Source organism: Ruminococcus sp. MSJ-25, assembly GCF_018917825.1.
Taxonomy (GTDB): Bacteria; Bacillota; Clostridia; order Oscillospirales; family Ruminococcaceae; genus Hominimerdicola; species Hominimerdicola aceti.
Map to the genome: position 1 here is coordinate 75,779 of NZ_JAHLPI010000009.1, position 13,643 is coordinate 89,421.

Consider the following 13,643-nt stretch of genomic DNA (forward strand, 5'->3'; position numbering starts at 1 on the left):
CAAAGTTCTTTATACTATCCATGTTAAAATTTTGAAAAGTTCACAGATGCGATTTTTTTTGATCGTATTCTTGGGCTTTTTTATTTAGATTTCAGGAATTTTAGCATTAACTATTGCTCAAATTTTGGCATCTGAGCCGTTTAACTGAAAACTTTGATTATATTCATTATATCATTCTTTTCTCCTTATATCAAGAATGAAACTTACTTATTAATAAAAATCACAACATAAAAAATCTCGCCAAAAAAATATAAGAAAAAAAGAATATATCATAATTGTGCCGAATTGGTTCGGTAAACTGTACTAAGTGGGTGCTATAATATATACAGAAGCTTGAAAAGGGAATAAAATCAAAAAAACACATTACAGACCATTTTGGAACAGTAAACAGAACCTTAAAGGTGCTATAATAAGCACATAAGGTCAAGACAGAGTTGATACGGAGGTAAGGCTATGAAAAAGAACACAAAGATTTTTAACACAGAGGTCATTGAGAGATTGGCATTGTCAGATAACATTCCACCATTTGACGAGCAAAGAAAGGGTACACAGGTCATCATGATCGAGGAGGGCAAAAAGACGGTGATATATGATGATTATTCTATGTACTGTGACGCTGACGCAAGAAAGTGGAAAGTAGAGGCATACAATAAAAAAGACGGCAGAAAGTATGATAGATTGTGTATGTGCGGAGGCGTTTATCCTACAAGAAAAAGGGCTATAGCTGAGATAGACAGATTTGCATACAGAGGCAAAAATCTGGTGTTCTTTGTCCTGCCAATAGATTTTACATATGACAAAAAGGCTATGATATGGCAGGGCGATGAGCAGTACTCATGCGATGATAAGCTAGTTCTTGCAACTAAAAAAGAGCTTGTGGAAGAAAGCAAAAAGCGCATGAAATTCATGACAGACAGAATGGGGAGTGGAAGAATAAACAGAAAGAAGCTCACAAAAGCGGAAGCAGAGGCTCTGGCGGCGTTTGATGAGTTTCAGAAGTATCGTGAGGATAAGTGTTATCCATATGCTATCATAGGTGGCAATGCAGTGCTTTATGTTAGTCCGTACAAAAACGATTGGAAAGCCGAGCGTGAGTGCCTTGATACGAAAGGCGACGGTATAGACGGCTGTGTTTCAGCCTTTGTTTATAACAGTATAACTCCTGAAACAAGCGAGAAAGGAGATATTTTTTTCAAGATAATTTCAAATACTATAATTCGTGTGGCATAGCTGATTGACAGGAATATATTCCCTGTGATACAATATAATTATAGAGATAATTGTTATAGGAGGGCGAACTATGGCAGAAAAGGAAAATATAAAAGATAAGCTTGAAAACCTGAAAGAGGGGCATAGAAAGAGCAATAAGGATATCATAGAGTCGTTGTTTGCGATTCTGGGGTATCTGAAAAATAATACAGATGTGGACAATCCCACAAGTCAGACGCAAATGCGCAAGGTGGAGGAAATAAGCGAATATCTTGGTACCAAAAGCACATTTCACAACAAAATGGTGAACATGGCGATAGCCCTCGATTCCGCCGACGGCGTGACTTTGAATGAAAGACGTGACTGTAGATTGATGTTCGACTCAATAGACGCACTTATCAAGGAATATGAAAGCGACGAGTATTTTGATGACGATGATGACGAACTGACACTTGCGGAGAAAATAAACTCTGTGAGAGGTATATACTACAATCACCCATTTTCCAAAAGCGAAGTCACTGATCTTATAAATGCCGTGAAAATGTCAAAGGCGATAGACGAGGATAAAAAGCCTGACCTAGTTGAGCGTATAAAAACCGAGCTTGCTTCAAGCCATTATAAGGAGTATACCTGTCCCATATACAACACCGAAAATACAGATTCTCATGGGCTAAGAGAGAATCTGAATACTATCCAGCAGGCAATCAGCAACAGGCAGCAGATAGCCTTTAAGTTCAATTATTATACCACAGAATATGACCTGAAAGCCAGCCAATATATACTCAAACCTGTTTTGACAAAACGCAAGGACACTTTTGTAAGCCCGCATTTTATTGTTGCCGATAAGGGCAGATTTTATATGCTCGGATGTTTTGAAAGCGACAAACCGAGATATACAGAGGGCAAAAAGCAGCTTTGTATATATCGAATCGACCTTATGTCGGATATCAAAATAAGAAAGATAGGCAAAAGCTTTGCGGCGGCAACAGGTGCAGATAAGGTCAATAATGCCGTTCAAGGGAGCAGTTACGAGCGTTTTAAGAACAATCATCTTGGCATGAGCTATGACGCCCCCTCAACTGTTACCTTGAAAGTGAGAAATCCATATAAAACAGGAACGAACAATCTTACTTTTATCCATGACAGCTTTGGCGAGGATTATAAGATAACAACAGAGGCGTATAAAAAGGAACACAAGTTCCCTAAAAATCAGACGGATTTTGAGATAGTTGAAGTAAGGACAAGCCCATACGGCATAGTAAATTGGGCTTTGCAATATTCAGACAAGGTGGAGGTGCTAGGACCTGAAAATGTGGTCAAGAGCATAAAAGAGCGAGTTGAAGAACTCTGTAAAAAGTATAATATGAATGTTTAGGAGGAATTTGTATGAAAACTAAAGAGGAAATAACATTGTATGAGCCAGAAAATTACAGAAAAAACTATAAGGCGTATCTGGTAGGTTTACTTTCAACGAATTATAAAACATACGAAAATAAAGGGGACGCTGAAAAAGAGTATAACAAGCTAGTGTCGGAACTCGGAAGTAATGGTAAAATGATAAAGAATAAAAGTGAGAGGTCATACAAATTGTATATTGACCCTGACGGTAAGGAAAATACAGATTTTTATAGTGCCCTGTCAAATTTTCTTAATGCGTCAAGAATAAGTCGGAAAAATAATAAAATTTTGTCATTTGAAGCAAATGAAGCTCCCTACGGCATGATAACTGTGTATTATAAAGACAAATATGGTAACAAACAACACTTTACAGTACACTCAGACCAGCTTGGTTTCAGTGCAGTCCCATGGATATATTTTAGGAATAATTATCCGTTGAGCCGATATCTTGAAATGCAGAAAAATAAATTAGATAAGCAGAAAAATAAATCAGACAAGCAGAAAAATAAATCAGACCAAGATGCAATAGCTGAATTTCTTGCAAATTATGTTTATACAACAAGAACCATTGGCGGCTCTTTTCTTTGGCCTGAGAGTTGGTATAAAGCATACAATATGAATAGGGGTAATGGAAAAAATGATAATAAAGACAATAACAAAGATAATAATATAGGCTATATTGAAGATAGGGTTGACTTAACTTTGCTGGAAATAAAGCATTACTTTGAGTATAGAGAATTGGACGATAAAAAGAATTTTAAATATAGCGGAGATATTCTTTTCCGTTATTATGATAATTTAGACGCTCAAACATGGTTTGGCTTCTTTGACAGCTTCGAGGACTATGTAGACTTTTTTCTGTTTAACGGTTTTGTAAAGGAGATAAATAAAAATGGCAAAAAAGAGTATATGCCGATAAATATTCTTACTGGAAAGCCTTTTAAAAAAGATTACTTAAATTATGAAAAGAACGTTCTCAAAGGGCTAGAAGAAGATAAGCTAAAAGCAATGCTCGACCTGGTTATGCGTATGGTCAAAACAAGATCTGAGGACATGGAAAAACTGATAGCTAAATACAAGCAAACTAATGATACAAAAGGAGAAAAGCATGAAAATATACTGCATGAGTGATATCCACGGATGTTATTCAGCACTTTGCGACGCTTTGGAGCTTGTCATTGACCACCTTGACGAGCCTGACACAAAGCTTATCTTTCTGGGAGATTATATCCACGGCGGTGAGGACAATATAGCTGTGCTTAAAAAGATAATGGGCTTGCAGAATATATATGGTCATAGGAAGGTGGTGGCGCTTCTTGGCAATCACGAGGAAATGGTGATGAGCGGTTTTTCTTCGGTCAATGAAATGCTAGGCAGCGGCGAATATGATGACGCTGATGACTCGTATAGATATTGGTTTGAACGTCTGCCGAGATATCATGTTGAGGGCAACACTATCTTTGTCCACGCAGGCATTGACGAGGATTCGGGCAATGCTTGGGAATACTGCACCGAGGATTATATTTTTACAGAGCAGTATCCTCACCGGCTTGGCAAGATACACGGACTTGACAAAAAGGTGGTGGCAGGGCATGTCCATACCAACACGATTTCAGGCGACCGCAGATTTAACGATATCTACTATGACGGAGCGAGTCACTACTACATTGACGGAGATGTGCTCAGCACAGGAGATATAAATGTTCTTATGGTAGACACTGACACTGATAAGTATTATAAGGTAACAGAGAATTACAATATTCCTATTGAGCCTTATGACAGTGAAGCTTGGTAGATTATTGTATGCCGTCTTAAAACCCAATATAACACTAACGTCCCCAAGTTTTCCTCGGGGACGTTTTTTCTTTGTCAACTGCCATGAAAAGAGTTAATTAAAAATTCAGAACTTTTGTTCGATTTTCTATTGTAAAACAGAAAATTTCGTGGTATACTATTATACATAAAGGAAAAAGGCGGTGATGCTATGGAAAAGACCTATGTTGCAATAGACCTGAAATCTTTTTATGCTTCGGTGGAGTGCGTGGAAAGGCAGCTCGACCCGCTGAATACAAACCTTGTGGTGGCTGATGAGAGCCGAACGGAGAAAACTATATGTCTTGCAGTGTCACCGTCACTGAAAAGCTTTGGTATTTCAGGCAGGGCAAGGCTTTTTGAGGTCATTCAGCGTGTGGGGCAGGTCAATAAGGAGCGTTTGCAGAAAGCTCCTAAAAGACAGTTTGCAAAGAAAAGCTATATATATTCGGAGCTATCCGACCCTGCATGTGAGCTTGATTATATCGTGGCAACTCCGCAAATGGCGAAATATTTGGCTGTGAGTGCAAAAATATACGGGATTTATCTGAAATATGTGTCACCAGAGGATATTTTCGCCTATTCTATCGACGAGGTCTTTATTGATGCAACGGGCTATCTCGGGCTTTATAACGTTGACGGACGTGGCTTTGCACAAATGCTCATTTTGGATGTGCTGAAAACTACAGGTATAACCGCCACAGCAGGCGTTGGAACGAATATGTATCTGTGCAAGGTGGCAATGGATATTGTGGCAAAGCATATCCCTGCGGATAAAAACGGCGTCCGTATCGCAGAGCTGAACGAACAGCTTTACAAAGAAACGCTGTGGGGGCATACCCCTATCACGGACTTTTGGCGTGTGGGCGCAGGCACAGCGAGCCGCCTTGAAAAGCTTGGTATTTACACCATGGGGGATATCTCACGCTGGTCGCTGGACCATTATCTTATAGGGAAGCTTTACAAGGTTTTCGGCAAAAATACCGAGCTTCTTATCGACCACGCATGGGGTATTGAGCCTACCGCTATACCTGACGTGAAGTCATACCGCCCCTCAAACAACAGCATTTCCTCTGGACAGGTCTTGCAAGAGCCGTGTAATTATGAGCGCACAAGGCTTATTCTGTGGGAAATGGCTGATATGCTGTCACTTGATCTTGTGGATAAGGGCGTTGTAACAAATCAGATCGTTCTCACTGTGGGGTATGATAAAGAAAGCTTGGCGGACGGTCACTATACGGGCGAGGTGGTTTGCGACCACTATGGCAGGAAGATACCAAAGCACGCCCATGGCACTCAAAATCTAGGCAGGCACACTTCCTCGACCAGAAAAATAACAGATGCGGCCATGTCGCTTTTTGACAGAATTATCGACAAGACTTTGCTTGCAAGACGGCTTAATCTGACCGCCTGTAATGTCATAAGAGAAGAGGATATCCCCGAAGTTGAGAGCTATGAGCAGATAAGCTTGTTTGATATGGCGGAAGCGGCAAATGCTGATAACAACGCAGAAGAAAAAGAAAGGGCATTGCAGGAAGCAATGCTCTTGATAAAGCACAAATATGGGAAAAATGCCATTTTGAAAGGCACGAACTATACCGAGGGAGCTACGGCAAGAGAGCGCAACCGCAGTATAGGCGGTCACAAGGCATGAAAGGTGGGGTTTACAATGTATGACAATTATTATGATATAAAGCAGTTTTCACGTCCGCACTATGACGATCATCCGCAAATGTCTATATCGGACAGGGCGGCGCAGTTCAGCCCTTTTGCAGCCTTGACAGGCTATGACGCCGCTGTTGATGAAACCGCAAGATACACCGAAATCAGGGAGGAGCTGACCGAGGACGAGGTAAACAAGCTCAATGACGATCTCAAACGCCTGCTTGATATGCTTGATGAACGCCCTGAGATAAGGGTGACATATTTTGTTCCCGATAAGAGAAAAAGTGGTGGCAGTTATCAGACCAAGACAGGCATAGTGAGAATTTATGACAGCTATACTAATGAGCTTGTTTTTATGGACAAGACTAGGATAGCTGTGGAGGATATGTGTTTGGTGGAGTTTGTGGAGGAGAGAGGGGAAATACAGTAGAATAAACATTATTTGCCGTAATGTTTTTGCATTCTTTTTTTGTGAAAATGCGGAATAAGAAACGGATAGCCGTCTGATGAGGACGGTTATCCGTGTTTGGGTATATTCAGTTACTAAGCTAAATCAGAATTTAAAGCTTTCTTAGATTATCAATTTCAATGCCATTTCCATCTGGATTTTCTCCCTTGTGTGCCTCTATCAGTTTTTCACAAGGGAAATCACAACACTTTCCACAATGAGGTAGAACTTGGCTTGCAGCACATGCATAAATCTCACAAGTGCCCCAAAATGGCTGTCCCTTATGCACGTAGCATCCCGTACAATTTTGCTCTGTTTTAAATCTACAAGAATCACAATCGATACCGCAACTGCTATAATTTGACATATCAATCTCACCTCCCACAAATTCCGATTTAAGCGAGAAAACCGTATTACATCTCAATTATACTCATTATACCAAACAGCCCCGAAAAAGTCAATCTCTGCACTTTTTTTCACGCCTTTTTTCATTGCAATATACCGCCAGTTGTGCTATAATCAGGATATAGGGCAGAGCGGAGGTGAATCGCAATGGATAACGAAAACGAAGAATTAGTAAACTGTGTATTATACAAGAAAATCAAACGGGTGGAGAGCGCAGAAATCTCTATCAGCAAGACCATGATAAAATCGGCTCAACAGGATAATGACGGCAATTGATGATCATATTAAATGAATAGGAGGGTTTTACTTGACCGTTGATACAAAAGAGGTAGTTACTACTATAGCCTATATGATAGGCGTCCGAATGTCAGCTCTGACCGTGAGTTACGGTGAATGTTCCGAGCTTATCGAGAAGCTCCAAGCCGATAAGGACGCCACTACGATAAGATATTTATGTAAGCTGCGAACAGTACTGATGCAGAAGTTCAAAAAGACCGATGATCTTATGCGGTATCAGCTCAAAAATTTGCATAACATAGAATGGTACGATACAGATAATATCAAACAGCTTGAAAAATGGGGATTTACCATTATCCAAGCGAATTGCCGTTCAGAGAAGTATATGCAGGAGTTTACAAGGCTCATCAATGAAAATATCGACAAATGCTCTCAACTTTTCTACGATTGGCTGAATTGGGAGTATATCAGAGATCTGTTCTTTGTCCCGAAATACAATAAGAACGGTGTAATGAAAGCCGAGTTCAATAAATATATGGCGAATATCGAACATTACCCATTTCAGATGTATATTCACTGGCAACCTGCCGAAGTCGGGAGCATCATCTATTCCGACCGTAAGTTTTTGAAAATCATCTACGGTCAGCATAATGACAGCTTCACCGATTATACGAAATATCGGGACGCAGATGATGAAACACGAAACAATATCTATAATTTTATCGACAGCACCGAGAAAACAGCTATAGCTGTCGATTGTGAGAACTCTGATCCATACAAGCTTTATAGTGTTCTGAAAGGTCTGAATCAGGAAGAGCTTGCTAAGATCGAGAAGATCACGCTATATGACGATCCGAACACTACCGCAGGCTGGGATTGGCTCTCTAAATTCACGCAGATACCCGTTGAACATATAGAGATCGACCGAGTGACAGACAGAAAGTCACTGGTCGATGTGCGAATGACCGCAAGCGTAGTCACGGACTTCTACCGTGACGGGATAACATCTTTTATTATTGTGTCAAGTGATTCGGACTTTTGGGGACTTATCGAGAGCCTGCCGAAAGCAAAGTTTCTCGTTATGTACGAATACGAGAAGTGTGGAACGGCGATCAAGAACGCCCTCGCACAGCACGGCATCTATTATTGTGCCATTGATGATTTCTGCACCGCAGGCACGGAGGAGTTGAAACGTGCCGTACTCTTTGCAGAGCTTGAAAAGCATTTGCCCTCACTCATTGGAGAGAACCCTCTGGAGCTTACTCACAAGATATATGAAGCCACAAAAGTGACCGCTACCATGAAAGAAATGGAGAACTTTTGCAATAGATATGTCAAGACATTGCGTCTGAAGGTGAACTCCGAAGGAAAATTCGTGATAGAGATCCAAACAATCTAAGAAAACTCGCATGGCTTTCTATCAATATCATTAAGCTAATAAAATCAAGAAATAAAATTGCGTGAAAATATCTAAGCCCCACGGTGTATTTAAGGTCATCAGAGGAAAAAAGATCTTCAGATAAATTTGTAGCAATTACTTCATAGCTGTCATCTGATATTTTAAAGCGACCGATCCGTATAGGCAACTCATAAATAACAGTAGGCTCTGATTTTTTTTGTTTTTTGAAGGAAGAAAATCAAAGGTACAGTTAAAACTTTTTTTGCATAAAAAAGACTTCATACCGCTGTGAAACAGTATGAAGTCTGAAAAAAATCTTAGATCACCAGCAGTAGCATACAGAGTAGATCGTTACTGTGCCGTTTGCTGCACCTACATGGATCTGATCCAGCTTTCCGCCGAAATCGGAAGTGCCGAATGCTGACTTGCAGTTGTTGTAAGAATACTTTGCGTAGTAGTGTCCGTTTGCTGTGCCTGTTTCGCTTGGTGAAACCTTTGCCCACTCTGCTCCGCCTGACCAGCTCTGAAGAACAAATTCTACCTGATTCTGTGTTCCTGAGTATTCAACGTAGAAGTAGCCGTTTGACTGAATGTCATATGCGTTGAAGCTTCCGCCATTCTTTGAAGTCATTGCTGAAACAGCCTGACCCCATGCTGAAGCAGTTGAAGAACCCCAGAAGATCGATTTGTAATTGCTGCTTGAGCTGCTTGAAGAAGATGAAGATGAGGAAGAACCTGATGTTGATTCAAGATACCAAAGCTGGCACTTTCCGCCCCAGTAGCTCCACTGGTTAATGTTTGCTCCGTCAGCTGTGTTCTGTTCGTAAACGTCAAGGCATGAGTAGCAGTCTGAAATCTTTGTCTTGATAGCATAAGCGTCGCCGATCTTTACAAGCTGGAATTTCTGACAGTCACCGCCGTGATACTGCCACTGGTTGATGTTAGCACCATTGTCCCTGCTCCAGTTGTATACGTCAAGACAGCTTTTGTAATTTGATGCACCTGTGTAAATAGTGTAATAGCCGTTTCCGTCGCTTACAAGCTTGAATTTCTGATTGTTTCCGCCTGTACCTCTGTACTGCTGAACGTTTGTGCCGTTGTCAGCCTTTGCCTTGTATACGTCAAGATACTTGCCGCTGAGTGCGCTCTTGATGTAATATGTTCCGTCAAGTCCGAGAACTCCGCCGTTAGAATCTGTTGAAGTTCCTGAAGAAGAACCGCCGGAAGAGCTTCCTGAACCGCTGTAAACTGAGCAGGTCTTAGAAGTTGCCTTAATTCCGTTTGAGCCGTTGATAAGTGTATTTCCCCATGAAGAAAGGCTTGAGCCGTCCCATGAGTTTGCAATGTCGAGGTAGCTCATGTCAGAGTTGTTGCCCTTCCATGACCAGCCAAGATAGCCTACGCCCTTGCTTGTGCAGTAGCTCATGATAGTAGCCTCATCAACGTCGCCGTTTGTGTGCTGACCGCCGAACTCGCCGATAACAACAGGCACACCGATGTTGAGTGCGTTATCAATGTTGTTTCTTACAGTTGATGCGTTTCCGCCTGCATATTCATACATATGAATGGAGAATACAGTGTTCTTCTGTGAGTCTGCGTTGAAAACAGACTTACCGTAATCCTTGATGCTGTCAGGATACTGTCCCCAGCCTGCACAGTCTACCATAAGCATATTTGTAATGCCTGCGTTTCTTACAGATCGGATAGCAGACTTGTAGCCGTCAGCCCATGCACTTCCGTTCCATGTGCCGTACCATTCATTTGCGATGTTTACGATAACATATTTCTCAGTACCGCTGAGAACGCTCTTCATTTCCTTCCAGTAGTCAACGCACTTGTTAAGATCATAAGTGCTGTCGCTGCCTGTTGCGTCATGTACTTCAAGAATGCATATCAGCTTGTTTGACTTGCACCAGCTTATGATGTTCTTTACTTCCTGTGCGCTTGTTTTTGCGTACTTTGAGCCGTTTGCAAGTACGACTCTTACGGTATTTGCGCCGTTGTTTGCAGCGCCCTTGATAGAAGTTTCAGTCTTCTCTGTGTACCATGCATGAGCAATGTTCACGCCACGCATAACGAACTTGTTTCCGCTAGCGTCATAGATACTAGTACCGCTTACATAAAATCCTGATGCCGCCTCTGCGGTCGGTGTTGTCATAAAACCGAAGCAGGTTATTACGGCAAACATTACAGCAACAAAAGTCTGTAATGCCTTTGCAGAAAAAGTTTTGTTCTGTACCATAAAAAGCTCCTCTTATACAATTATTTTTTTTATACCGGTATTCTAAGGCAGCACTGTATTATCCTCGTGCGTTGCTGCCTTAACTCTGTCAACGTAAAACATTATATTATTAAAAGTATAATAAGTCAACTTAAATATTTGAGTAAAACGTTTACGCAAATAATTTTCGTATTTTAGCACAACTTTTCGTAGATTAATTGAACAATATGACTAATTTTTATCACATATGCAGTATAATATGTTGTATATGTACAAAACTTTGCTTTTAAATTCCAGAAAATTAAGAAACTTTTTGAAGCAAAAATCGGTATATACGCTGCGTTGTGAGCATATATACCGATATAAAATTTCCTTTATATTGATTCTATCAAGCCGTCAGAATATATCTTTTTTTGTTCTCGTACAAATTCAGAGATCATAATCAGACCTCCTTATTCTTGTGTGGTATCACCGTATTTTACATCCTCCACTTCACGATCTAACTGAATGTCATGAGGCTTCCTATTTGTTGTATTTTATCTTGACATTGTCACATCTTTGTGATAAAATTAGTAATATGTAGGAAAATTATAGTGGAAAGGAAAAAATAATATGAAGTTATTTAAGCGGACGCTTACGACGGCAGTGGCAGTGTGTCTTGCACTGCAAAGTGCAGTGGTATGCTTTGGAGCTGAGGCAGAGGAGCAAATTCCCGCTGGCGGAGAGGAAGTCGGTCTTTATACGTCGGAAAACGATGAAGCCATTCAGTTGACTGAGGATATGTATAACAGTTGGTATGAAGGCGATCAGACGTATGATGGCACGGAAAAGACGCTTTATGGCTATTCTCTTATGGACAGCAACAACTATTACCGCCTCACTGAGGACGAGGACTATGTTGTTACTTATGAGAACAACATAAACGTAGGTACAGCAACGGCTACTTTCACTGGTATAGGTAATTACACAGGAAGCTTTACGAAGACTTTCAATATCGTGCCAACTGATATTTACCGTGCGAATATTGACTGCGAGTATGAGCAGAGCTACTGTGCTGGTAAACCTGTTCAGCCAAAACCTATTGTTACATACAATGATATTGTGCTTGCTGAGGGCGTTGACTATGAGATCGAATATGAGGACGACTGTGGCGAGCTTGGCTGGCATTATGCTTATATTAAAGGTATCGGCAACTTTAATGGAACTGATTCCTTTGAGTATAACGTGGTAGAGGCTGAAATATCGAGCGAGAATATTTCTGTGGATACTAGCTGCACCTACACGGGCTACGCTCAGACTCCTGCACCTGTTGTTACAGTTAGTGGTGCGGTGCTAAGATGTGGCGTTGATTATACTGTATCATACACAAACAATGTGAATGCCGGAACAGGCTATATGACCATAGCAGGAATGAACGGCTATACAGGATATGTGACAGTGCCTTTCACTATCAGCCCGAAAGCTGTTTCTGAGGTCGAGATACTAAAGATAGCTGATGTGGATTATACCGGCAAAGCTGTCAGACCGAGCCTTTTTGTCAAGGCGGACGGAAATATGATCAAGAGTTCTGACTATACTGTAACATATTACAATAACACAAATGTAGGCACAGCGACCGCAGTTGTTACTCTTGGCGGAAACTACGAAAGCAGATACCCTGTTTCGACAACATTCAAGATCGTCCTTGGAAAGCCAACGGGATTTAAGGCTACCGCTGACTCTACCACTTCTGTAAAGCTTAGCTGGAACAAGATCGGCAATTGCAAATACAGGGTTTATCGCTATGATCCAAAGAAAAAGACCTACAAGCGTCTGACGGTCACGAGTTCCACAAGCTATACTGACAAGAAGCTTTCAGAGGCAACGAGTTATACTTATGCCGTAAAGCTTGAATACAACTCTAAGACCGGCCCTTATATAACAGTAAAAGGCAACACAAAGTTATCCACACCGAAAATGACGGTAAAGGCTTATAATAAGAAAGTCACGATAAGCTGGAAGAAGAACACAAAGGCTGATGGATATCAGATATACTGGTGCAAGGGCGATGAGTGGACTATCCCACATAACGATTACTATAGTATGCCAAAGGATTGCTATAACGATTATGTTCAGCTCAAGAAGATAACAAAGAACAGCACAACCTCTTATACAAAATCAAACCTTTCAGGTTCAAAGAATTATCACTTCAAAATGAGGGCTTATAAGACCATAAACGGAAAGGTGGTTTACAGCAGCTGGACGGGTATCCAATGCAAGATAAACACAGTTTCAAGACTTAATGCGGCAACAAAGAAGAGTCACAGCACTTATAAGATCTACAACGTTCAGGGCAAGAAAACAAAGACCTCGACGCACACTCTTACAGCAGAGGAGAAGAAGATACTTAAAAACTTTGCCTCAAAGCATTTCAAGAAAGATTGGTCGGCGGCAAAGAAGATCGAATATACTGCGGACTGGATAAGAAAGAATTTGAAATATGGCAGGATACCGACAGGCTCGCATAGCAAGAATATCTTTGTTTACAAAGAAGGTCAATGTTCTGATTACAATGGCGCACTGGTGGAAATGATGGTTTATCTCGGCTATGACGCAAACCTTGTTATGGGCAACCGCAAGGGTGGAGGACAGCACTTCTGGGGCGAGATAAAGATAGACGGAGTGACTTATCTGCTGGAAGTCGGAGAAAAGGTCTATGACAGCCCACAATGGAATTACAAGTGGCAGTTTATGTGCCTTAAATATTCTGAGGCTGACGGCGGTTACAAGAAAAACGGAAAGTTATACTAAAACAAAATGCTCTGCGGAGAGTGTGATTCCGCAGAGCATTTTTTTCGCTTTAATAAATT

11 protein-coding genes are annotated in these 13,643 nt (G+C 41.0%); 9 read left to right on the forward strand and 2 right to left on the reverse strand.

Annotated features, from left to right (window positions below):
* The first annotated feature begins 453 nt into the window (after window positions 1-453).
* The 6 genes from KQH97_RS02590 to KQH97_RS02615 all read left to right on the forward strand — a co-directional run bounded on the left by KQH97_RS02590 (window position 454) and on the right by KQH97_RS02615 (window position 6,514).
* Complete coding sequence (locus KQH97_RS02590; RefSeq protein ID WP_216552550.1) at window positions 454-1,230, forward strand: hypothetical protein; 777 nt, start codon at window positions 454-456, stop codon at window positions 1,228-1,230.
* Between the two features lie 70 nt (window positions 1,231-1,300).
* Window positions 1,301-2,584: a WYL domain-containing protein gene (locus KQH97_RS02595; protein WP_216552552.1), complete on the forward strand. Its 1,284-nt coding sequence runs from the start codon at window positions 1,301-1,303 to the stop codon at window positions 2,582-2,584.
* An 11-nt stretch (window positions 2,585-2,595) separates the two neighbouring features.
* Window positions 2,596-3,738, forward strand: a complete 1,143-nt coding sequence (locus tag KQH97_RS02600; RefSeq protein WP_216552554.1) for a hypothetical protein — start codon at window positions 2,596-2,598, stop codon at window positions 3,736-3,738.
* Window positions 3,716-4,402 carry a metallophosphoesterase gene (locus KQH97_RS02605; RefSeq protein ID WP_138339209.1) on the forward strand — a complete coding sequence of 229 codons (687 nt, stop codon included), beginning with the start codon at window positions 3,716-3,718 and terminating at the stop codon, window positions 4,400-4,402. The genes KQH97_RS02600 and KQH97_RS02605 overlap by 23 nt, the downstream gene beginning before the upstream one ends.
* Before the next feature lie 189 nt (window positions 4,403-4,591).
* Window positions 4,592-6,073: a DNA methylase gene (locus KQH97_RS02610; protein ID WP_216552556.1), complete on the forward strand. Its 1,482-nt coding sequence runs from the start codon at window positions 4,592-4,594 to the stop codon at window positions 6,071-6,073.
* A 15-nt stretch (window positions 6,074-6,088) separates the two neighbouring features.
* Window positions 6,089-6,514 carry a hypothetical protein gene (locus tag KQH97_RS02615; RefSeq protein ID WP_216552558.1) on the forward strand — a complete coding sequence of 142 codons (426 nt, stop codon included), beginning with the start codon at window positions 6,089-6,091 and terminating at the stop codon, window positions 6,512-6,514.
* Between the two features lie 130 nt (window positions 6,515-6,644).
* On the opposite strand, the gene KQH97_RS02620 is transcribed toward KQH97_RS02615, so the two are convergent.
* Window positions 6,645-6,899: a DUF3795 domain-containing protein gene (locus tag KQH97_RS02620; RefSeq protein WP_117896348.1), complete on the reverse strand. Its 255-nt coding sequence runs from the start codon at window positions 6,897-6,899 to the stop codon at window positions 6,645-6,647.
* Between the two features lie 185 nt (window positions 6,900-7,084).
* Here KQH97_RS02620 and KQH97_RS08730 point away from each other — a divergent pair, with 185 nt between their 5' ends.
* Both KQH97_RS08730 and KQH97_RS02625 read left to right on the forward strand, forming a co-directional pair.
* Window positions 7,085-7,213 carry a hypothetical protein gene (locus KQH97_RS08730; RefSeq protein WP_256321323.1) on the forward strand — a complete coding sequence of 43 codons (129 nt, stop codon included), beginning with the start codon at window positions 7,085-7,087 and terminating at the stop codon, window positions 7,211-7,213.
* A 31-nt stretch (window positions 7,214-7,244) separates the two neighbouring features.
* A complete protein-coding gene (locus KQH97_RS02625; RefSeq protein WP_117957977.1) occupies window positions 7,245-8,573 on the forward strand; it encodes an NYN domain-containing protein in 1,329 nt (442 codons plus the stop codon).
* Window positions 8,574-8,895: 322 nt separating this feature from the next.
* Here the strand turns inward: KQH97_RS02625 and KQH97_RS02630 are convergent, their stop codons facing one another.
* Complete coding sequence (locus KQH97_RS02630; protein ID WP_216552560.1) at window positions 8,896-10,815, reverse strand: cellulase family glycosylhydrolase; 1,920 nt, start codon at window positions 10,813-10,815, stop codon at window positions 8,896-8,898.
* A 591-nt stretch (window positions 10,816-11,406) separates the two neighbouring features.
* Here KQH97_RS02630 and KQH97_RS02635 point away from each other — a divergent pair.
* A complete protein-coding gene (locus KQH97_RS02635) occupies window positions 11,407-13,584 on the forward strand; it encodes a transglutaminase domain-containing protein (protein WP_216552561.1) in 2,178 nt (725 codons plus the stop codon).
* Window positions 13,585-13,643 lie beyond the last annotated feature (59 nt).